Genomic DNA, 23355 nt, shown 5'->3' on the forward strand with positions numbered 1-23355 from the left:
CTCCTCCTATACCACACTTCTTATGAAATCTCTATCTGAAGGCGAAAACAGACTTCCTGAAAAGGCACTTTCTATTTCTGGATTTTGTCTATTATACACCCTAGATATTAGATTTGTTGGAAATTTACTTAACAAGGGGGTAAAATCCCCTTGTCATTTAAAAAATAAAATATTATTTGTATTTTTGATTTATTCTTTTTTTCAATTCTCCTAATAGAATAGGCTTGGAAGTTTTTATCAAATCCTTATAAACATTATTTAAATGTCTGATTACAGATTTATCGGTTATTTTTATACAAGTTTCGTGATTAAAGAGAAAGCCTGTAGTAGTAAAGTTTAAAGAGCCTAAAAAGGCAATTTTGCTGTCGATTATGTAGATTTTACTATGAAGATTGTAACTTTTTTCAAGAATATGTACATTGAAATTATCTCGTTTTGAGTAGTAAAATTCGTGGTTTATTGTTAGTTTTCTTAAAAAAAGGGTTAATATTCCAAAAATGATGGTAAGTGCTAAAAAATTATTTTTGGAAATTGGGAGTATATTTTTTGTAAAGGAAACATCGAAAATAAAGGATGTAAAGATTTCTAACGCTGCGATGGATAAAATAATATAAAAAAATATTAATAGGGATTTTCCCAAAAGAAACAACCATTTTTCAGAACCTAAAATAGGATTTTGGCTATATAAATTCTTTTTTAAGAAGGGATAAATTCTTTCATTATCTTTTGAAATAATGTTTACTTGAACATCTTTGTTTAATGCCTCAAAAATATCTTCAGTTATCATATCCCCGCTTAAAAAGGGAGAAATTACCGTAATTGATTTTTTAGCTTTCCGTATTGCATTTCTAACACTAATTCCAGCCTTTTTCCCAACATAAATATCACAGGAAATTCCTTCTAAGAAAGATTGTTCAAATTTTGGGATGCTTTTTTTTCTTTCAGTTTTTGTTTTTACAGTTTTTTTTGTTGAATTATTTGTTCGTTTTGTTGTAGTTTTTTTCATTATTTTTCCTTCTCTTTATTTAGATCTGAACTTTTGAAAAATTCAGAAATTTCCTTCATCGTTCGTTTATCCTTTAGAATACTGGTGTGAGTCGTATTTTCAATAATTTTGAAATTATCAGATTTCATTTTTGCAGTTTTTAGAGGCACCATCCCGTCGTCTTTTCCACGAATTATCATCGAATACAGCGGATTATTTGTTTTATTTCCAATTAAAATCATATAGTCGTAATCAGGCTCGCCAAGCTGATTTACAAAACTGTCTTTTTTTGTGCTAAATTGTGGAACGACTTTTCCAAGCATAGACGGGAGTTTATCGACAAAAGGAACGTCTGCCAGATGACTTCCGTGTGATGGTGGAGAAATAAATACGACTTTTCCTAGATTTTCAAGTGGATTTTCCTTTAAATAATACCGAAGGATTCCAGTTCCCATCGAATGTGCCACAAAATTAATTTTTATATTTTGATTAAAATTTTTGTTTATTTTATTACTGTTTTCAGCTATTTCATAATATTGATTTCCTATTTTTTTATGAAAATTTTCTGAGAAAATCTGCTCTTTAATATTTTCAATATTTGGCTCTATATAAAGATCAGAAATTTCCTCAGCAGTTTCTTTTGTTGTGGGATACTGAATATTAATAATCCTGTAATTGTCCTTAAAATTTTGAGCGATGCTTTCCATATCTGAACTTTTTCCATAAATACCATGAAGAAGCACCAAAAAATCCTGATTTTTCCGAGAATCATCATTCTTTTTATAATAGATTTTAACTTTATATTCGTGATAGAGAAGTTTTGCTATGATATTTTTTGCTATAATAATTTCGGCTGTCTTAAATGTTGAACCAATTAATATATCTTTCATTATTTCTTTCATTTTTTACGGTTATTCCTTTTCATCATATTCCGTCACTATTTTCCTTTAAAAAATTAAGTCGATAAAATTCAAAAATCCCCATTTCTCCAAGTTTTGGAACATATTCATCAATTTGTTTAATATATTCTGAAATTTTTTCTCCTTGCCCGCCAGTTGCGATAACATAAGCATTTGGGAAAAACTTTTTATATTGCAGAATTAGTTCTTTTATTGAGCCAACATTTCCATAAAAGATGCCAGCATTAATTTGAGAAACTGTATTTATTCCCAGAACAGTTTCAGGCTCTGTAAATTCGATTTTAGGCAAAGCGGCAGTATTACTAAACAGGGCATTTATCGAAAGTGCAATTCCTGGAATAATGCAGCCGCCCATATAAGTTGAATCCTTTATCATGTCAAAGGTTGTGGCTGTTCCAAAGTCAATTATTAAAAGCTCCTTTTCTGGATAAAGTTTTTTTGCCGCCAAAATATCGACAATTCTGTCTGCTCCAAGCCCACGTTCCATATTTGGCAAGATTTTTATTTCTTTTATCTTATTTTCTACATTGTCAAGCGTTACAAAAGTTGGATCAATTTCAAAATATTTTTTTCCAAGCCTTATAAAGTTTTCATTAATGTTTGGAACAACCGATGAAACTATAATATTTTTTATATTTGAAATTTCCAGATTTTTGCTTTTTGCAAATTCGTTTAACATTACAAAAAGAGTATCTTCGGTAAACTCCAAATGTGTCGGTATTCTGAATGTTGCTAAAATATTTCCAACTTCATTATAAAAAATTGGTACAATATGTGTATTTCCAATATCAAATCCTAAAATCATAATTTTTTTCCTTTCTATAAAAAACTATTTTTAATTTCTTTATTTTTTAACAATTTCATTTAATTTATAGTAATTTTACTTCATAAATAATCCAATGTAGGCCATAATAGATAAAATAACTCCCACAATTGCTTCTCCGCTCATTAGTCCATTTGATATTAAAAGCAGTTTTGAATGGGAATTCTTTGAAACCTTATTTCCTATAAAACTTACAAGCCCTCCTAAAAATACTGTTGAAGTCAAGTAAAATGGAACATAAATTCCAATTCCAAAAGTTAAGACTGGTAAATTTAAAAGGCTTAAAATTAGTCCAGCTGCAAGGCCCATAAAGAAAATTCCTAAAAACGGGATTCCATTTATTACTGTCGCTACGATGGAAGCCTGTAATGCAATTAATTCGGTATTTTCAACAGGTCCGATTACTTTGTAGACTTTGAAAAATACGAAAAATAAAAATGTTATTACAAATGAACTTACGATTGCACCGATTAGTTCTCCAAAAAGCTGTTCTGACGGTTTTACTTTCATTTTGTATCCTGATTTAAAGTCGTTCAGAATATCGCCTGCAAGTCCGCAAGCAACTGTTATAATGCAGGCTAGCATAAATAATATTAAAGTATTTAAATTTGTATAAAATTTTATTCCGCCAATGTTTAAGCCATTTAGCATTTTATTTAAAAATGAAATTAGTAAAATTGTGATTATAGCGTAAATTTCCATTGGGTTGACTCCAGTTTTTCCAGTTGAATATCCAGCGATTATTGTACATAAAATTGAAATCAGTACTAAAACTAATGAAAGAAAAATTGGTAATTTATAAATAAAAGTTATAACAATTATGGAAATAACCGATAAAACAAGTAATTTTGCTACAATGCTTTTATTTTCTGTATCCTTTTTCATTTTATTTGCAAAAATAATTTTTAAAACTATAGCAATTCCAATCCCAATCATAAATCCCATTCCAAAACTGTTTTTCATAATAGGAAAATCAGCAATTTTAAACATTTTTGCAAGCGGCTCTCCAATGAAAAGAACAATTGCTCCGCCTAAAAACCAGACAAATGTATTTACAAATCCAAGCACATATCCCATTCCAACCAGAAGTGGCGATAGATAAATACTGAAAAGCCCATTTTTTAGTGTAATTACTGTTGGAATTACAGGCGCTTTTCCCTTTGTAAAGCTGAAGTCACGAAAAAAAGCAATAATTGAGCTAAATAATGTTCCGAAAGCAACATATCTGATGTTTTTCACACTTTTTCCTGAATCTACAAGATTATAGGCAGCTTCTCCAATTGGAAATTCCAATTTTTCCTCTTCAATCAATTTTGCACGAAAAATGTACGATAAGAATGCTCCTGCAACACTTCCGCCCAAAATAGTTAAAAGCAGCTGATACTGATTAATATCCGTTAATTTTCCACCTAGAATAATATAGGCAGGCATTGTAAAGGCAACTCCTCCAGCTACCATTGATCCAGCGCTCATAATAGTATGTGAAATTGTAATTTCCTTGTTATTCGCTTTTTTAAATAAATTTAACGTCATCATAGATAAGAGCGTAACCATTATAGTCGGCCACGGTAATGCTCCAAATTTTAGTGCGATGTAAAAAGAGCTTGAAGATACTAGAACTGCTCCGATAATTCCTGTTAAAATCGCTGGAAAAGTCACATTTGTTTCACTTTTGCCAGTCTTTGATACTATTTTTCTTGTTTTTGCCATTAAGTTTCCTCCTAATTTTATTTTTGTATGAAGCTATATTTATACTATTTCCAATTAAAATAATAGATTTGCTATAAATTCTGCTATACAAGGGGTAAGGCTTATCTGTCAAAAAAATAAGTTGCAATTTCTATTCTTTCAAAAGGGGTTTAGCTTTATTATTAAAATTTTACTTCATTTAGAGGGTATTTGTCAATGAAATTTTAGAAATATAATTAATTTATAATATTATTTAGTATTAGATTTATTGGAAATTACAATAAATTTTTGAATTTATTATTAAAATATATAAAAAATTGTGGTATAATGTGAAAATATGAGTATAAACAAAAAATTGAATAAAAATAAAATAATTTTTGGAAGAGGAGAATAGAATATATGTTATTAGAATTAAGAGAACTTCAGAAAAATACAAAAGAGTATTTGGGAAAAGAAATTGAAATTAACGGATGGGTAAAAAAAATTAGAAGTCAAAAGAATTTTGGATTTATTGAGTTAAATGATGGAACTTTTTTTACTGGGATTCAAGTTGTGTTTGATGAAGCATTGGAAAATTTTGAAGAAATTTCTAAACTTACAATTTCAACTTCTGTTAAAGTTACAGGAATTGTGGTAGAATCGTTGGGGAAAGGGCAAGATTATGAAATTAAGGCAACAAAAATTTCTGTTTACCAAAAGGCTGATTCAGATTATCCATTGCAAAATAAAAGACATACATTTGAGTTTTTGAGAACGATTGCACATTTACGTCCTAGAACTAATGCATTTTTTGCAACATTCAGAGTACGTTCAATCTTGTCTTATGCAATTCATAAATTCTTTCAGGAAAAGAACTTTGTGTATGTGCAAACTCCGATAATTACTGGAAGTGATGCGGAAGGTGCTGGAGAAATGTTTAGACTTACGACGCTTGATATAAATAATGTTCCAAGAACTGAAAATGGAAGCATTGACTTTAAGCAGGATTTCTTTGGGAAAGAAGCAAATCTTACAGTAAGTGGCCAGTTAAATGTTGAAACATTTGCAACAGCATTTAAAAATACTTATACTTTTGGGCCTACATTCAGGGCTGAAAAGTCTAATACTCCAAAACATGCGGCAGAATTTTGGATGATGGAGCCTGAAATTGCATTTGCTGATTTGGATGTAAATATGGATATTATTGAAGAAATGATAAAATATATTGTAAATTATGTGAGAGAAAATGCTAAGGAAGAAATGGAATTTTTCAATAAATTTGTAGATAAGGATTTATTTAATAGACTTGATACATTAGTAAATAATAAATTTGATAGAATTACTTATACTGAAGCTATTGAAATTTTGAAAAATGCGAAAAAAGATTTTGAATATGAAGTTGAATGGGGAATTGATTTACAAACTGAGCATGAAAGATATTTAGCTGAAGAACATTTCAAAAAACCAGTGTTTGTAACTGATTATCCTAAAGATATTAAAGCGTTTTATATGAAATTAAATAAAGATGGTAAAACTGTAAGAGCGGTTGATTTATTGGCGCCTGGAATTGGGGAAATTGTTGGAGGAAGCCAAAGGGAAGATGACTACGATGTTCTTTTAGGAAAAATTCGTGAAATGGGATTGAAAGAGGAAGACTACTGGTGGTACTTAGACTTAAGAAAATATGGAAGTGTGCCACATTCAGGATTCGGACTTGGATTTGACAGAATGCTTATGTATATTACAGGGATGACAAATATTAGAGATGTAATTCCGTTCCCAAGAACAACTAAAAATTTAGAGTTCTAATTGTTTAGGAGGAACAAAATGGGGAAAACAAGAAGGATAGTAATGATGGTGGCAATTCTTCTCACTTTTGCAACAGTTGTAAGAGGAAATTATTATGTTGCTGAAAATACAGAAACCGAAGGCGGAGATGCAACAACTGTAAACAGTGATGAAGAAAGCGTTCTGCCACCAACAACTAAGGCTGATGAAACTACGAAAAAGGCATTTAAACCGCCAAAGGAAGAAACAGTAAAGCCAAAGGAAAGAGATACTGGGACAATGCCGGCGACACAGACAGAAGACATATCTACAGAGGCAAAGTATAATTCCTATACAAATTATGAAAATGCTACACTTGCTAAAAAAAGTTCATCAGCAACATTTAGAATGGCTCAGCTGTATTTTCGTGATGGACTTTATGAAAAGGCGGTAAATCTGGCATTGAAGGATGAAAATCCTGATATTCCTGTGATGTACGTAATTGCGATTGGATCTCGGCTTATGGGGAATAATGACAGATCGATTGACTATTATGCCAGAATTTTATCGCAGGATGAAAATCAGGCTGAAGCAAAATTAGGGATAGGCATTGCCTATAAATCAAAAGGGGATTTTTCAAAGGCGTTGGGATATTTAAGAGATTATAATTCTACACATGCCGATGATGAAGTAAAAAAAGAAATTACAATATTAAATGAAATATTAGCTGGTTCAAGATAAAAAATAGGGGGGATTATTGTGGAATGGCTTAGATTAAAGGAATATGGGATGAAAAATAACCATATAAAAAAATTGATGTTGATTTTTCAAGATTTTGAAGAATTATTTTATGAGGAAAATTTTAAATTGTTTAACGATGAATTAAAACATCAGCTTGAAGAATCAATGAAAATTGATATGAAAGAAAGGCTCAATCTTTACGAGCGAAACAGAGTTAGAATAATTAGTGCAAATGATAAGGAATATCCAAAGAAACTAAAGGAAATAAAAGATTATCCAGTATTTTTGTACTTAAAGGGGAAAAAACTGAAGGATTATGATAAAATAAAAATTGATAAAGATAAGATTTCAGTGGAAAATAAACGGAATATAGCAGTTGTAGGTACAAGAAGAGCTACAAAATTTGGAAAAACAGCTTGTGAAAAAATTGTAAATGAACTTGTAAATTATGATGTGACCTTAATTAGCGGACTTGCAGAGGGAATTGACACAGTTGCCTTGAAAACTGCGCTTGATAAGGGAATAGAAGTTGTATCAGTAGTGGGGACTGGGCTGGATATTGTATATCCCTATGACAATCGAGGCTTGTGGGAAAGGATTGCGGAAAATGGAACTATTGTAAGTGAATATCCGTTGGGAACACAGCCTACTAGATGGACTTTTCCAAGGAGAAATCGGATTATTGCGGGAATGTCAGATGGAATTTTGGTGGCTGAAAGTTTTAAAAAAGGCGGCGCATTAATTACTGCAGAATTGGGATTTAGTATGAACCGTGAAATTTTTGCCATTCCAGGATTTATAAATTATCCGTCTTTTGAAGGCTGTAATGACTTGATTAAAAATAATAAGGCAAAATTAACAACTTGTGGAAATGATATTGCGATTGAGTTTTTGTGGGATATAAAAAAGGAAAAAAGCAAATTACAGAAATTGACAGAGGAAGAGCAGATTGTTTTTGAAGTAATTACAGAAGAAGTAAGTTTTGAGCAGATATTGCAAAATGTGAAGGAAAAAATTGAGAAAAATAAATTATTTTCCGTAATTATGAGTTTAAAAATTAGAGGATTGATTACAGAAACAAATGGGGCGAAGTATATAAGAATAGTATAATTAAAGCAGGGGAGTATTAATTGCCACACCTTTGTATTTCCGCTTGTCTAAACATTTTTTAATTAGTAATATTAAAAAATAATAAGTAAAATTTTGTATAGAACGTGGGTATAGGGAGATGTTGTTTGATCTCTTGCTTGAAAACTGTTATAAATGAAAACAAAAAAATTTATTAATTAAAATGACTTAAAATAAATATTTAAATAGATAAAGAAATAAGGAGAAATTAGAGTTGGCTAGAAAGTTAGTTATTGTTGAGTCACCGTCAAAGGCGAAAACCATTGAAAAAATACTTGGTAGAAATTATGAAGTTGTCGCATCTTATGGGCATGTGATTGATTTGCCAAAAACTAAAATTGGGATAGATGTGGAAAATAATTTTGAGCCGCAGTATAAGGTTATAAAGGGGAAAGGTGAGATTTTAAAAAAATTAAAGGAAAAGGCAAAAAAGGCAAGCAATGTTTATCTGGCTTCGGATCAGGACAGGGAAGGGGAAGCCATTGCCTGGCACATTTCAAATTACATTAAGCAGCCTGATAAAACTAGGAGAATTGAATTTAATGAGATAACTAAGACGGCTGTAAATAATGCAATTAATAGCCCAAGAGATATTAATAATAATCTTGTTAATGCGCAGCAGGCCAGAAGATTGCTGGATAGAATAGTGGGATATAAAATAAGTCCGCTTCTATGGAAAATAATTAACCGTAATGCAAGTGCTGGACGGGTTCAGTCGGTTGCACTAAAATTGATTTGTGACCTGGAAGATGAAATAAATGCGTTTGTGCCGCAAAAATATTGGGAAGTCAGTGCATTAATTGAAAAAGATATTAATCTTAATTTGGTAAAAATTGCAGATGAAAAAGTGGATAAAATATTTGATGAAAAAGTTATAAAAAAATTAAAGAAAGACTTGAAAAATGAATCGTTGACACTTGAAAAAATAGAAGTTAAGAAAAAGTCGCAAAGACCGCCACTTGTGTTTAAAACAAGTACACTGCAGCAGCTTGCTTCTTCATATCTTGGATATGGCGCAAGTAAAACTATGAGAATTGCGCAGCAGCTTTATGAAGGGCTTGAGATTGACGGTGAAAACAAAGGGCTTATAACTTATATGAGAACTGATTCTACAAGAATTTCCGTTGATGCAATAAATATGGCAAAGGATTACATTACCCAAAATTATGGGGAAAAATATGTAGGAAAATATGTAGTGAAAAATTCAAAGTCAAATGTTCAGGATGCCCATGAAGGAATTCGTCCATCAGATATAAATTTAGTTCCTGATGAAATAAAGGGATATTTGACAAATGAGCAGTATAAATTGTATAAATTGATTTGGGACAGATTTTTAGTTTCGCAGTTTGCAGCGATGCAGTATGAGCAAATGCAAATTAATGCTGTAAATAAAGATTACCGTTTTAGAGGAACAATTAACAAAGTTATTTTTGATGGATATTACAAGATTTTTAAAGATGAAGATGAAATTAAGACTGGAGATTTTCCAGAATTAAAAGAGGGAAGCGTTCATCCAATTGAAAAATTGAACATTGAAGAAGGAATTACAAAGCCGCCAACAAGATTTTCAGAAGCGACTCTTGTTAAAAAATTAGAATCTGAAGGAATCGGACGTCCATCAACCTATGCTTCGATTGTCGAAACTTTGAAAACAAGGGAATATGTGGAAATTATTGAAAAACGTTTTTTCCCGACATATCTGGGATATGAAGTTAAAGATGAACTTGTGAAGAATTTTAAAGACATTATGAATGTGAAATTTACTGCGAATATGGAAAAGGATTTGGACAAAGTTGAAGAAGGGACTGTTGAATGGGTTCAGCTTTTAAGGGATTTTTATAGTTCGCTGGAAAAGGATATTGTCAAGTTTGAAAAGGAAATTGATGAAATAAAAAATCGTAGAGTTGTGGCGGATGTGATGGATTCTGAAGGGAATCCAATGATTTTAAAAACTGGATTGTATGGAAAATATTTGATAAGTGAAACAAATGAAAAGGAAAAAATTTCATTAAAGGGAATTCCTGTATCGCCTGAAGAGATTAGAAAGGGAGAAATCTTCGTAAAGGAAGCGGTTGAAAAACTTCAAAATAATAAAAAGGGAATCCCGACTGATTATTCTGATGAAAATGGAGTCAAATATGTATTAAAAGTTGGAAGATATGGAGAATATCTTGAAAGTGAAAATTATGAAAATGATGAAAAAAGAATGTCGCTGCCGCTGGAATTGAAGCAAAAATATAGAAAAGGTTCTGTAATTGAACTGGATGGCGTTTTGCAAATAAATGAGGAAATGAAACGCCTTTCTGAAATTGACAGAAAAATAATAGAAGAAGCTGGAGTTTGCGAGTTTTGTGGAAGACCTTATGAAATAAAAACTGGAAGATTTGGAAAATTCCTTGCCTGTACAGGTTACCCAGAATGTAAGACAATAAAGAATATAAAAACTGGGAAAGTAACAAGAGTGACTGAAAAGGAAGAAAAAACAAAAACTAAAAAGGCGGTTTCTAAAAAAACAGCTAAAAAATCAACTTCCAAAGCAAAAACTAAAAAGACAGCGACAGCAAAAAAGAAGAAAACAACTAAAAAGTCATAAAGGCAAGAAGGTGAAGAAAATATGAAAAAAACTGGAATGGATAAGTTATTTGATAAATATGTAAAGAGGATTCAGTCTGGAGATACAAAGGCTATGAATGAGATTGCCCTTATTTTTCAAAATAACTATGAAGATGAAAATGCAGAAAAGTGGTTTTTAAAGGCAATTGAGGCAGGAGATTATGAATATGCCAATAATTTAGGATATTTATATGCCAATCGGCACGATTTTGAAAATGCAGAAAAGTATTATTTGATTGCAATTGAAAATAATGATTATGATGCTTTGAATAATTTGGCAATTTTGTATGAGCAATATGGGAAAATTGAAGAGGCAGAAAAATATTATTTGGAGTCGGTTGAGAAAAATTGTGAAGGTGCAGAAAAGAATCTGCTTATGTTTTATAATAGTACGGGTCAGATTGAAAAAGCTAAGGATTTGTATATGCATTTAGCCTGGAAAAATGATACTGATGCAATGAATCGGCTAGGAATAATTTTTGGAAACGAAGGAAATTTTGAGGAATCAAAAAAATGGTTCTTAAAGGCTGCGGCATTGGGAGATGAGCATGCTAAAAATAATTTGAAAGTATTGGAAGAAAATTTGAAAAAGTAAAATAGTTTTTACATTGAAAGATTTAAAATTAGGAATTTCATATTTTAGTAATAATAAAAAAATAAGAGGATTAACTTCTGTTTGTTACACAGTTGTCAATCCTTTTTTTACTTAAAATTTTTGTATTTAAGACTATTTTCCGTTATATAGCAAAACTGATTTAAAATTTAACTTAAAAGTTATGATTGCTTTGCTCAAATCCTAAGTTTATATGATTTTGAATAGGGTCAAATATAATAATGTGTTTGTTTTAAATTTTTTTAACAAGAGATTCTGATTCTCCTTACCAGAAAGTAAATAAAATATATTTAAATTATAAATTTGCTATTTCAAAATAATAGTATTAATTTTCCAAGTATTCTTTATTAAATTGTATCATTTTTTCGACATTTGCAATAACTAAAAGCATATCATTTTCTAAAATTTTTTCATCTGGTAAAAGCGATATTCTAAGTTCTTCGCTTTCCCTTTTTATCCCAATTACATTCATTTCGTATTTTTTTCTCAAATTCAGTTCAATTAGATTTTTGCCTATAATTCTTTTCGGAACTTTAAATTCAAAAATCCTGTATTTTTCAGAAAATTTTAAATGTTCTGTGACATCTGGCTTTAAAAATTCAAAAGCTAAATCTATTCCAACTGTTTCATCAGGAAATACAACTTTAGTTGCTCCAATTTTTTCCAAAACCTTTCCTTCAATTTTTGTAATAGCTTTACAAATAATAGTTTTTATTCCTAATTCTTTTAACATAACCGTGACTAATGCACTTGTTTGCAAACTGCCCTCAATACAAATAAATGCTACCTCAAAATCATCGCTATTTACCATTTTCTTTAGTGAATTTTCTTCTGTTACATCAAAAGAAACTGCTTCTCCGACGGTACCATCGTCTATTATTTGCTGTATAAGTTCCTCATTTTTGTCGATTACAAGTACAGTTTCATTGTGTCTATAAAGTGTTTTTGCAATACTTCTCCCGAATTTTCCTGCTCCTATAACTAAATATCCTGCCATTTTTCCTCCTCAAAATTATCCTATCAAAATATTTTCTTGTGGATAAGTATAATGTCCTTTTTTTAAATTTGACTTTGACAATGCCAAAGTGATTGTGAGCGGTCCAACTCTTCCAACGAACATTGTAACAATAAGTATAAATTTTGAAATATCCGAAAGACTTGGTGTCAAATCTCTAGAAAGTCCAACTGTTCCAAATGCTGAATATACTTCAAATGCCAAATCCAGAAAATTTTTATTTCTTTCAAATAAAATTAATAAAAATACACAAATTACCGTATAAATAAGTGAAATAAATAATATAGCGATTGCTTTGCTATAAATTCTCCAGCTAATACTTCTCTTGTCATATTCGACTGCATCCTTATTTTTAAGTGTTGCCAAAGTTCCTAAGACTATAAGCCCAAGCGTCGTAGTCTTTATTCCGCCACCAGTTGAGCCTGGAGAAGCGCCGATAAACATTAAAATAATAAATAAAAGTGAAGTTGACCTTTTTAGACCTAAAATTGAAATTGTGTTAAATCCAGCGGTTCTCGTTGATACACTTTGAAAAAATGATGCTTCTAATTTTTGCACAAAAGATAAGTTTCCAATCGTGCTTTTATTGGAATATTCCAAGATAAACATTGCAAATGTTCCAGCAATTATTAAAAAAATGGATATTTTAATGCTCAATTTAGTTGTCAAAGTCAGTCTTTTCTCCTTTTTCGTAAAAACATTGTAGCAATTTAAAATTGTTGAAAATCCGATTCCGCCTAGAAATATTAGAAGTGGAATTGTAATATTTATCAAAAAACTGTTTTTAAATCCATATAAATTGTCTGAAAATAATGAAAATCCAGCATTGCAAAATGCTGACACAGAATGGAAAAGTGAATAATAAACTGCTTTAAAAAAACTAAACCTTTTTATAAATTCAAAAAATAAAACAATAGCTCCAATAAATTCAATCAAGATTACAGAAAAAATAACTTTTTTCACATATTCTTCAATTCTAAAAGTTGTGTCAATGTTTATATCTTCTTGAACTATTTTTTTGGTATAATATCCAATTTTCTTTGAAATCATAATAATTATAACTGATGTGAACGTTATAACCCCAAGTCCTCCAAGCTGTATCAAAATCAAAATTATAATTTGCCCGAAAGTATTGTAAACACTGCCAATATCAATACTAGAAAGCCCTGTCACACAAATAGCTGAAGTTGCTATAAAAAATCCATCAATCAACTTTACACTTTTTCCATAATTCACAGAAATCGGCAAAGATAATAAAATTCCGCCTAAAACTGTCACTATTACAAATGATAATAATATTGTCATATATGGTGAAAAAGATTTATTTTTAAAAAACATTTCATTTCCTCTATTCATTTTTCCTTTTTAAATTATTTAATTCTTTAAAATAAATATACCACATTCAATTTTTTTTGTCAATTATGGAAATTAAGAAAAATTTTATAAACATAGATATTTGGTTATGTAAATTTAATTACCTCTAATTTTTGCTCTCTCTCAAGGATTAAAAAAGGTTTGACAAGTTTGATTAATTGTGATAAATTTAAAAAAGTCATTTGATTTATTTAAGATAAATAATAAAAATTATCTAGGCAGTTGTAAAAGTAAAATTGAATAACAGTAGTATTTATGGTTAAGCCCCTTGTCCAAAAGTGGAGAAAAGAAGAAAATTAAATGTAAAAATACTGTATTTATCGTACTTTTCAGACTTTTACAAATGACTAAATAAAAATTATTAGAAAGGAGAGAAATACTAAAAATATGGAATTTTATAATTTTAATTATTTAGAAAACCAAAAATTTGTAACGGATAAATTTTTTCTTGTTGTAATTATTTTCGTAATTGCATTTATTGTATTTGCATTTTGGAAATGGTTTAAAGGAAGCATTTCACTTAGAGATAAACAGCTTAGTTTGCTTGGATTGATGTTTATTTTCTTATTTGCATTATATCATTATGATAATTATAGAGCGAAAAATAATGAAGAAAAAGTTTATAAAAATTCGGCAAGCGTTATAAAAAAATTATCTGAAAAATTTAAAGTTAATGAAAATGATATTTTTATAAATACACCTGAAATAACAGAGGATACTGTTTATAAAATAAAAGACAAATTTTACCAAATTCACTGGGTAGGAAATAATATCTTGGTTGAACAAATGACAGTGCCTTATGTGGATGAAGTTAAAACAATTAAAGAATAATAGCATTTAAGTTGAAAAAATATAAAAGAAAGGAAGATGATGTAATTTTGGATTTTATAATTCTTGTTGCAATAAAACTTACAATTGGATTTATTGCATTAGTTTTGTTTATGAATTTAAATGGACGCAGCCAACTGGCACCAACATCAACAGAAGATCAAATAGGTAATTATGTCCTTGGGGGAATTATCGGTGGTGTAATTTATAGTCCAAATATATCAATAATTCAATTTTTAATAGTTCTTTTGATATGGGGACTTCTAATGACAATAACTGATTTTCTAAAAAATACAAATAAAAGCGTAAAAAAAATGATAGATGGACAAGTTGTATACTTAATAAGAGATGGAAAAATGCTAACAGAAAATTTTGCACAAGCGACACTTTCAATTCCTGATTTTTACACAAAGTTGAGAACAAAAGGTGTTATGCAAATATCAGATATAGAAGAAGCTTTTATGGAATCAAATGGACAACTTATCGTTATAAAAAAAGGTGAAGACGGTTATTCAAATTTATTAGTTTCTGAAGGGAATATACAAGAGGATAACTTGAAACATATTGGAAAAGATGATAATTGGTTGAAGGAAGAGTTGGCGAAATATAACGTTACTGATCTTGGTGAACTTTTCATTGTTGAATATAGCGGTGATGGAAAACTTTTTATTGTGAAAAAATAGAAAAATTTTAAGAGAGAAAAATACTTAAATGGCGATATAGTTTGCTAGTTGAGTATTTTTTATTTTATTGCTAAAATTTTAGACACATATAAATATTAATCTAATTTTAAAAATTCAGATTGAAAAAATTATCAGATGTGATATAATATTATTGTAAAAGTAAAAATTAATTGAAAAAAAGAATTTACAGAATAAATATTTTATACTATAATAAACATAGTGAAACTAATCTAAAATCAGAAACAAAAGTTGTGACTATTTTACTCAAATCTTAAATTTATATGATTTTTAACGGTTTAATTTTGAATGAGTTTGAGTATGTTAGTAAAAAAAGGATTGAAGGCAATATTTAAAGTAAAAAATAAAATAAATTTGAGGAGGCGGAAATAATGGGAAAAAAAGCATTAGTAATTGGAGCTGGAGGAGTATCGAATGTAGTTTGCCATAAGTGTGCACAAAATTCAGAAGTGTTTAGTTCAATTATGATAGCTAGCCGTACGAAGGCGAAATGTGATGAAATTAAGGAAAGAATTGAAAAAAGCAAATATGCAGGAAGAATTGAGATCCAGACTGCACAGGTGGATGCTAATAATGTACCTGAGTTGGTAGCGTTGATTAAAGAATACAAGCCTGACATTGTGATAAATGTGGCTTTGCCGTATCAAGATTTGACAATTATGGATGCTTGTCTTGAAACTAAAACTGACTATTTGGATACAGCGAATTATGAGCCATTGGATACTGCTAAATTTGAGTATAAATGGCAATGGGCTTATAAGGAAAAATTTGAAAAGGCTGGGATTACGGCTATTTTGGGAAGCGGATTTGATCCAGGTGTTACAGGAGTGTTTTCAGCATATGCACAAAAGCATTATTTTGATGAAATAAATTATATTGATATTCTTGATGCAAATGCTGGAGATCACGGTTATCCATTTGCGACAAATTTTAATCCTGAAATTAATATTAGGGAAGTTACTGCTAACGGAAGTTACTGGGAAGATGGAAAATGGGTGGAAACAGAACCTATGGAAATTAAAAGAGTATATAATTTTCCGCAAATTGGTGAAAAAGATATGTATTTATTGCACCATGAAGAACTAGAATCACTTGCTGTAAATATTAAAGGAATTAAAAGAATCAGATTTTTTATGACTTTTGGACAAAGTTACCTAACTCATTTGAAAGTACTTGAAAATGTTGGAATGACTTCGATTGAACCGATAGAATTTGAAGGAAAACAAATTGTGCCATTACAATTTTTGACGGCAGTATTACCTGATCCAGCTTCGCTTGGGCCTAGAACAAAAGGTAAAACAAATATTGGAAATATTTTTAGAGGTAAAAAAGATGGAGTTGAAAAAACTTACTATGTTTATAATGTGTGCGACCATCAAGAATGTTATAAGGAAGTCAGTTCACAAGCAATTTCCTATACAACAGGCGTTCCAGCAATGATTGGGGCTGCAATGGTGCTTACTGGAGAATGGAAAAAACCAGGAGTGTTTAATGTAGAAGAAATGAATCCAGATCCATTTATGGATGCATTAAATAAATTTGGATTGCCTTGGGTTGAAGATTTTAATCCAGTATTAGTTGATTAATTATTTTGAAAGAGTAAGTTATAGGTAAATTACTGTAAAAATAATAGTTGAAGAAACATTATTGTAATATTTAATAATTATTTCTAAATTTTTTCTTTATTATTAAAAGAAAAATTTGACTAATTTGATTATATGTGGTAACATTAAAATGAGATAATTAAAATATAAATAAATAAATTGGAGGAATTAAAATGGGATTATTTGATTTATTCAAAAAAGGTAACAAAGGTGAAGAAGTTAAAAAAGAATTTGATGGGAAAGTAATAGCTCCTATTTCAGGAAATTTAATGCCTTTGTCAGAAGTGCCTGATGAAGTTTTTGCACAAAAAATGATAGGAGATGGAATTGCAATTGAACCAACTGCATCAGGTGTGATGGTTGCACCAGCTTCTGGAAGAATAGAAAAAATATTTGATACTAACCATGCTTTTAGTATTGTAACACCTGCTGGAATTGAAATTTTCGTGCACCTTGGAATGGATACAGTTAAACTTGAAGGAAAAGGATTTGAAAGAATTGCAGAAGAAGGAGCAGTAGTAAAAGCAGGAGATCCAATTGTTAAATATGATTACGACTTCTTAAAAGCAAATGCAAAATCAATTATTACACCAGTAATAATTTCAAATAGTGATGACTACAGTTCATTAAACCCAGTTGAATCTGGAAAAGCAGTAGCTGGAGAAACACTTGTATTGAATGTTGTAAAATAGTTTTAATCTCAGATTAATAAAAAATCTCTATTTAAGCAAGAAAATTCTTACTTATCTAGAGATTTTTTTTGTAAATTTATATAATTATTGCTTCCTTTATTTTTAAAATCTTTTGTCCAGTTGATACTTTTTACAGAAATAAAGAAGATTAATCCTGCCAGTGTATTTGAAAATAAATTTCCCCAGAAAATTGAGTAAAGTCCAAGATATTTTTGAGTTACCAGGATAAAAATATATCTTAATAACCATATTCTTAAAATAGACATAACTAAAGGAACTTTTGTTCTTCCAAGTGCAATAAAAACTCCTTGTGAAATCATAAAAATGCTAAATCCAATTACCGAATATGTATAAATGTGCAAAGCCTTATCAGCGATTTCAATAACTTTTGGAACTTTTGTAAAAGTTAGCACAAGAGGCATTGAAATTGGTAAAATCAGGATAATTGTTAAAATAGAAAGTATAGCTCCTGTTCTCCAGCCAATTTTAAACACATCTTTAGACTTCTTCACATTTCCAGTTCCCATATTTATGCTAATCATGGAAGAAACTGTAGTTCCGATTGAAGATGGCAAAATAAAGCAGATTGCATTGATGTTAGAGGCAATTCCTTGTGCATTTAAGGCGATTGCACCGAATTTTTCCATTTCTTTGTTTATAAGGAAAAATCCAAGATACAGGAAGGCATAGTTTAACATTGATGGAAAGCCGATATTTAGAAGTCTTTTTATTATAGGCAGTTTCATTGAATAATTTCTTAAATCCAGCTTGACATCTCCATTTTTTAAAAATAAATCGTAAAACATCCAGATTGTGATTGCAATATAGGAAAAAAGCGAAGCCATTACTGCACCCACAATTCCCATTTTTAAGACATATAGAAAAATTGAATTAAAAATTATTTTTAAAATTAACAATAAAAAAATTCTAATAAATGTAACTTCAGGTCGACCAATCGCATTTTTCGATGAATTATAAATTGCAGCCAAAAATACGAAGGGCATTACAAGTGAATACAGGGCAATGTAAATATAGACATTGTCACGAATTTCAGCGGTTGTATATTTGGAAATTATAAAGGCTGAAAATATACAGACTGGAATTATAAAAAGTCCAATAACAAAGCTGAAAACAAAAATCTGCAGCATCGTTTCCTTTACAGCCAGCATTCTTCCTTTTCCATAAAGCCTTCCAAGCATAACAAGAGTAGCCACTCCAAGCCCTTGCGACAATGCAATCATAATATTCAGTACAGGCTGGCTAAATGTCACAGAACTAGCCACTTCAACGCTTGTAAGCCTATTTAGGAATAAGCTGTCAGAAAGCGGAATAAGTGCCTGAATAATTCCAACCAGCAATGTTGGGATGGATAGGAAAAGCAGAGTATTTATAACTTTTCCGTTTAAGATCATTTCACGGCGTTCTTCATTAGATTGGGTTTTGAATATTGTTTTCATTTTCTTTTCTCCTTTCTTTAAAAATTTATCGTATCTTATTATTATAGCACTTTTTTGAGAAATTTTAAAATATTTTTTTTCTTATGATTTTCTTTGTTTAGTTTGGTTAGTAAAATTTGAATTCAAATATAAAAAAAATTTATTTCTTTGGGAATTTTCTGTTTCTATAACTTGGATTTTTTATATATAAAAATACTGTTTTTTATAACGGTAAATAAAAATAAATAAAACTTGACATTTTTTAAAAAAGTGATATAATAATTACGTAAGATATTTACGGTAAATAAAAATAAGTAAAAAATTATAAAATAAAAAATTGAAGGAGTAGAATTATGGAAAAAGATTTTTTAAAAATATCTGAAAGTGAATCAGATTTTGAAAAAAAAATTGAGTTAGTAACTGAAAATATGGAAGAATTAAACATAAGTAAAGTAAATAGAATAAAAATAAAAGAGTATAAAGATTACTATGATGAAAATATGGGTTCTACAGATTCAGATTTTATAAAAACAAAAAAATGTCTTGAAATTATTAGTAAACTTGACTGGAAGAGAACTCTAAAAGAAGAAAAAATTAATATTTCTAAAATGAGAGAGTTTTTAAATAAAAAACATTATGGAATGGAAAAAGTAAAGGAAACAATTTTAGAAAGTTTAGCATTAAGATATTATATGCGAAAGTCAGGGGAAAAAATACCTATGATAATATGCTTGGCAGGTTCGGCAGGGATAGGAAAAACTTCAATAGCAGAAGCAGTATCAGAAGGTCTGGGTAGAGAATTCGAAAAGATCTCTATGAGTAGTGTGACGACAGTATTTGAATTAACAGGGCTTACAAAAGGTTATACATCAGCTGCTCCAGGAAGAATTATAAAAACTTTAGCAAAGTTTGAAAGTGATAATCCTGTAATTTTACTAGATGAAATTGATAAGATCAATAAAAAAAATTATGATGGAGATATTGAAGGAGTTTTGCTTGAAATACTAGATCCAGATCAAAATAAACGATTTAGAGATGAATATTTAGAAATAGAGTATGATTTATCAAATATTATATTTTTAGCCACTGCTAATGATCTAAGCAAGATTTCAGAACCATTAAAAAGCAGAATGGAAATTATTCATCTAGAAAGTTATAGTTTGGAGCAAAAGGTTGAAATTGCAAAAAAATATATAATTCCAAGTATAAATAAAAAAATTGCTTCCAAGTTAGTTTTTGAAGATGATATTTTGAGATACATAATTGAAAATTATACAAATGAAGATGGAGTCAGAAAATTAAAGACAATTTTGATGAAAATTTATGGAAAAATTGCTAAAGATGCATTGGAAAAGAAAGAAATTCCTCAAATTTCTCTAGAAAACATCGATTCATTTATTTGTGCAGATAAAATCCCTGATGTATCATTAAAGATAAATGCTGATGAAGAAAGTGTAGGAGAAGTGATGGGAATGGCAGTAACTTCTTTTGGAGGAAGAGCTATGCCAATTCAGACAGTTATTGTACCAGGAAACGGTAAGATAAAAATTACAGGAAATCTTTCAGATATTATGAAAGAAGGAATAGATGTAGCTATAACATACATAAGAAGTAAAAGTAAAGAATTTAATTTGAAAAATCCTGATTTTTTTGAAAAAAATGACATACATATACATTTTAGCGAAAATTCTATTCCAAAAGATGGACCTTCTGCTGGAATCGCTATTGTAACATCAATACTTTCAGCATTGAATGAAAAAGAAATGAAGCATAATATGGCTTTTACTGGAGAAATCACAATTTTGGGAAAAGTGCTCCCTGTAGGAGGAGTGGCTAGAAAGATAGAAGGAGCCTATAAATCTGGAATAAAAAGATTTTTTATCCCGAAAGAAAATGAAAGTAGTATAAATTTAATAAATAAAACAATATTAAATGATATAGAAATAGAACTTGTGGAAAATTATGAACAAATTTATTCAAAAATTTTTGCATAGTATAAAAAAGACTGATAAATAATACTATTCCCTGTTTAAAAAGGAAAAGTTATATTTTAATTAATTTAAAATAAATATTGCTAAAATTATTATTTAAATGGGGTTTAGTATAAAATTAATATTTTTAAATTTTTTGTGTGTATTAAATTTAGGAAAATTAATGCAAATAACAGTAAAAAATTCAATTAAAAATAATAAAAATTGACTTCTGTTAAAATTAATAGTATAATAATTCTGTAATTTAAAACGGTAATTGAATATAGATAAATTTTAGGAAAAACATGTAATAACTTAATAAAGAATAAAAAATATTCTATACTTTTGGCAGTAAAATATACATAAATTGCAAATTATTGTAGTTAAAAACAATTTGAATGGTTGTTTAAATATGAATTAAATTATAGAAAAAAAGGATGTGAAATAATGAAATTAGGAGAGAATGTAGATGTGGTTGCACCGTTAAATGTGAAAACAGCGGAGAAAGAAACAGGTTATTTACTGTTAAATCCTACTCTTATAACTAACGGCAAGATAACAGGCTTTGAAAATGCAGAAGTGCCAGACAGGTATAAAAGTGGAGAAAATAAGATTGATGATAAATATTTTATTAAATAAAGCAAGAACACTCGCGACTTTAGTCGTGAGATGAATTGTACGAAAATTTTAGTAAGCATATAGGGAAACTTGTATGTAGACACGGAGCAAAACCGTGCAACAAAGAAACTGAACTGCTGGGAACTCTTAAAGCTAGTATAACCACAACATAATACCTTCGTTCAAATATGGTATAAGTGTGAAGGTGGCGAAAGCAGAAAAAATATACTAGATGGTGCAAGGTTAAATCCTAAACATTATGATAATAGACAATCAGCAGCTAATCCTGAAAAGGAAAGTTCAACGACTATCCCTCGTGAGGGGAGTACAATACAAGCGATAGGTATTGGAAGTGGTTTCGCCTAAGTCTTTGAAACAGGATATGGATAAGATATAGTCTGTGCTTGTTAGAAATAACAAGAAGTTCATAAGAGAACTGCATAAATGGTAGCGTATTTATGTGAACAACACTTCCCACTGTTGTGGGGTTTTAAAAACTTTAAAAATATTTAAAAATAAATAAAAAATATTACTTTTTTGACAGATAAAATGTAGAATACATGGTATAATATCTCTGATGAAAAGGAGGTGATTATATATGTATTTAACATTAAAACAACAAGTAAAACATCTTAGTAAAAAAGAGTTTAGGAATTTAAAATATTTATCTCATATAGCCAAGAACTTAACTAATGAAGCTATATATAATGTTAGACAACACTATTTTCAAAATAAAAAGTATTTAAGTTATAACGAAAACTATAAAATGCTTAAAAATAGTGAGAACTATAAGAAGTTAAATTCTAATATGGCTCAACAAATTCTAAAAGAAGTAGATGGAAGTTTCAAATCATTTTTTGGACTTTTAAAACTTGCTAAAAATGATCAATATAAGGGTAAAATAAAATTACCTAAATATCTTGCTAAAGATGGATTTACAACTCTTGTTATAGGTTTTGTTAGATTAAAAGACGATATGCTGATGGTTCCTTATTCAAATTCATTTAGAAAGACACATAAGGAAATCGCAATAAAACTACCACCAGTATTAAAAGACAAGAAGATAAAAGAGATTAGAATAATACCAAAACAACATTCTAGGTACTTTGAAATTCAATATACTTATGAGGCAGAAGAAGTTCAAAGGGAATTAAATAAAGAAAATGCACTAGGAATTGATTTAGGTATAAATAATCTTTGTACTTGCGTTATAAATACTGGAGCATCATTCATAATAGATGGTAGAAAATTAAAATCAATAAATCAATACTATAACAAGATAAATGCAAAATTACAAAGTATAAAAGATAAGCAAAAGATTAAGCGGACAACATTAAGACAAAAGCGAATAGCTAGAAAGAGAAATAATCGTATAAATGATTATCTTTCAAAAGCAGCAAGAATAATTGTAAATTATTGCCTTAATAATGATATAGGAAAACTAGTTCTAGGATATAATGAAGATTTTCAAAGGAATTCAAATATTGGAAGTATAAATAATCAAAACTTTGTAAATATACCATATGGAAAATTAAGAGATAAATTAATATATCTATGTAAACTATATGGAATAGAATTTAAACTGCAAGAAGAAAGTTATACATCAAAAGCAAGTTTCTTTGATGGAGATGAAATCCCAATATATGATAAAGAAAATCAAAAAGAATATATATTCCGTGGAAAAAGGATAAAAAGAGGATTATATCAAACAGGTGCAGGTAAACTCATAAATGCAGATTGTAATGGAGCATTAAATATATTAAGGAAAAGTAAAGTTGTGGATTTAAGTATCCTATACAATAGGGGTGAGCTGAACACACCTAAAAGAATAAGGGTAGTGTAAAGCTATCAAACTTCTT

The 23355-nt window shown here is 29.3% G+C and carries 20 protein-coding genes; 12 read left to right on the forward strand and 8 right to left on the reverse strand.

Features of this window, described 5'->3' with window-relative positions:
- Positions 1–6: 6 nt before the first annotated feature.
- From FVE74_RS12120 to FVE74_RS04565, 5 genes are all read right to left on the reverse strand, one after another.
- The gene (locus FVE74_RS12120; protein WP_269473158.1) at positions 7–135 is read right to left on the reverse strand and encodes a hypothetical protein; all 129 of its coding nucleotides are present in this window, start codon (positions 133–135) and stop codon (positions 7–9) included.
- A 37-nt stretch (positions 136–172) separates the two neighbouring features.
- Positions 173–1006 (reverse strand): phospholipase D-like domain-containing protein, encoded by an 834-nt coding sequence (locus FVE74_RS04550; protein ID WP_147003426.1) that lies wholly within the window; start codon positions 1004–1006, stop codon positions 173–175.
- Positions 1006–1875: an esterase/lipase family protein gene (locus FVE74_RS04555; protein ID WP_420028884.1), complete on the reverse strand. Its 870-nt coding sequence runs from the start codon at positions 1873–1875 to the stop codon at positions 1006–1008. Before FVE74_RS04555 ends, FVE74_RS04550 begins: the two co-directional genes overlap by 1 nt.
- A 34-nt stretch (positions 1876–1909) precedes the next feature.
- Complete coding sequence (locus tag FVE74_RS04560; protein ID WP_147003428.1) at positions 1910–2710, reverse strand: type III pantothenate kinase; 801 nt, start codon at positions 2708–2710, stop codon at positions 1910–1912.
- 75 nt (positions 2711–2785) lie between these two features.
- Complete coding sequence (locus tag FVE74_RS04565) at positions 2786–4438, reverse strand: OPT/YSL family transporter (RefSeq protein WP_147003429.1); 1653 nt, start codon at positions 4436–4438, stop codon at positions 2786–2788.
- 378 nt (positions 4439–4816) lie between these two features.
- On the opposite strand from FVE74_RS04565, the gene asnS reads away from it, so the two are divergent.
- From asnS to FVE74_RS04590, 5 genes are all read left to right on the forward strand, one after another.
- Positions 4817–6205, forward strand: a complete 1389-nt coding sequence (asnS, locus tag FVE74_RS04570; protein ID WP_147003430.1) for an asparagine--tRNA ligase — start codon at positions 4817–4819, stop codon at positions 6203–6205.
- Positions 6206–6223: 18 nt separating this feature from the next.
- Entirely contained in the window at positions 6224–6904 is a 681-nt protein-coding gene (locus FVE74_RS04575; RefSeq protein ID WP_147003431.1) for a tetratricopeptide repeat protein, read from the forward strand.
- Between the two features lie 18 nt (positions 6905–6922).
- Complete coding sequence (gene dprA, locus FVE74_RS04580; protein WP_147003432.1) at positions 6923–8014, forward strand: DNA-processing protein DprA; 1092 nt, start codon at positions 6923–6925, stop codon at positions 8012–8014.
- A gap of 232 nt (positions 8015–8246) precedes the next feature.
- Positions 8247–10625: a type I DNA topoisomerase gene (gene topA / locus FVE74_RS04585; RefSeq protein ID WP_147003433.1), complete on the forward strand. Its 2379-nt coding sequence runs from the start codon at positions 8247–8249 to the stop codon at positions 10623–10625.
- Positions 10626–10646: 21 nt separating this feature from the next.
- Positions 10647–11240 (forward strand): tetratricopeptide repeat protein, encoded by a 594-nt coding sequence (locus tag FVE74_RS04590; protein WP_147003434.1) that lies wholly within the window; start codon positions 10647–10649, stop codon positions 11238–11240.
- Positions 11241–11583: 343 nt separating this feature from the next.
- Here FVE74_RS04590 and FVE74_RS04595 read toward each other — a convergent pair whose 3' ends face one another.
- Positions 11584–12255 (reverse strand): potassium channel family protein, encoded by a 672-nt coding sequence (locus FVE74_RS04595; protein ID WP_147003435.1) that lies wholly within the window; start codon positions 12253–12255, stop codon positions 11584–11586.
- 15 nt (positions 12256–12270) lie between these two features.
- Entirely contained in the window at positions 12271–13611 is a 1341-nt protein-coding gene (locus FVE74_RS04600) for a TrkH family potassium uptake protein (protein WP_172617436.1), read from the reverse strand.
- A 423-nt stretch (positions 13612–14034) separates the two neighbouring features.
- Between FVE74_RS04600 and FVE74_RS04605 the strand changes: the two genes are divergently transcribed.
- From FVE74_RS04605 to FVE74_RS04620, 4 genes are all read left to right on the forward strand, one after another.
- The gene (locus FVE74_RS04605; protein ID WP_018449839.1) at positions 14035–14478 is read left to right on the forward strand and encodes a DUF3290 family protein; all 444 of its coding nucleotides are present in this window, start codon (positions 14035–14037) and stop codon (positions 14476–14478) included.
- An 11-nt stretch (positions 14479–14489) separates the two neighbouring features.
- Complete coding sequence (locus FVE74_RS04610; protein ID WP_232054076.1) at positions 14490–15158, forward strand: DUF421 domain-containing protein; 669 nt, start codon at positions 14490–14492, stop codon at positions 15156–15158.
- Between the two features lie 389 nt (positions 15159–15547).
- Positions 15548–16762 carry a saccharopine dehydrogenase family protein gene (locus FVE74_RS04615; protein ID WP_147003437.1) on the forward strand — a complete coding sequence of 405 codons (1215 nt, stop codon included), beginning with the start codon at positions 15548–15550 and terminating at the stop codon, positions 16760–16762.
- A gap of 191 nt (positions 16763–16953) precedes the next feature.
- Positions 16954–17472 carry a PTS sugar transporter subunit IIA gene (locus FVE74_RS04620; protein ID WP_147003438.1) on the forward strand — a complete coding sequence of 173 codons (519 nt, stop codon included), beginning with the start codon at positions 16954–16956 and terminating at the stop codon, positions 17470–17472.
- A 47-nt stretch (positions 17473–17519) separates the two neighbouring features.
- Here the strand turns inward: FVE74_RS04620 and FVE74_RS04625 are convergent, their stop codons facing one another.
- A complete protein-coding gene (locus FVE74_RS04625) occupies positions 17520–18929 on the reverse strand; it encodes an MATE family efflux transporter (protein WP_147003439.1) in 1410 nt (469 codons plus the stop codon).
- 332 nt (positions 18930–19261) lie between these two features.
- Between FVE74_RS04625 and FVE74_RS04630 the strand changes: the two genes are divergently transcribed.
- The 3 genes from FVE74_RS04630 (at position 19262) to FVE74_RS04650 (ending at position 23339) form a co-directional block, all read left to right on the forward strand.
- Entirely contained in the window at positions 19262–20902 is a 1641-nt protein-coding gene (locus tag FVE74_RS04630; protein WP_147003440.1) for a S16 family serine protease, read from the forward strand.
- Between the two features lie 423 nt (positions 20903–21325).
- Positions 21326–21517, forward strand: coding sequence for a hypothetical protein (locus tag FVE74_RS04635; RefSeq protein ID WP_232054077.1), 192 nt, complete (start codon positions 21326–21328; stop codon positions 21515–21517).
- 577 nt (positions 21518–22094) lie between these two features.
- Positions 22095–23339 carry an RNA-guided endonuclease InsQ/TnpB family protein gene (locus FVE74_RS04650; RefSeq protein ID WP_147003441.1) on the forward strand — a complete coding sequence of 415 codons (1245 nt, stop codon included), beginning with the start codon at positions 22095–22097 and terminating at the stop codon, positions 23337–23339.
- Positions 23340–23355: the final 16 nt, after the last annotated feature.

It is taken from the genome of Leptotrichia wadei (genome assembly GCF_007990445.1).
Lineage (GTDB): Bacteria > Fusobacteriota > Fusobacteriia > Fusobacteriales > Leptotrichiaceae > Leptotrichia > Leptotrichia wadei_A.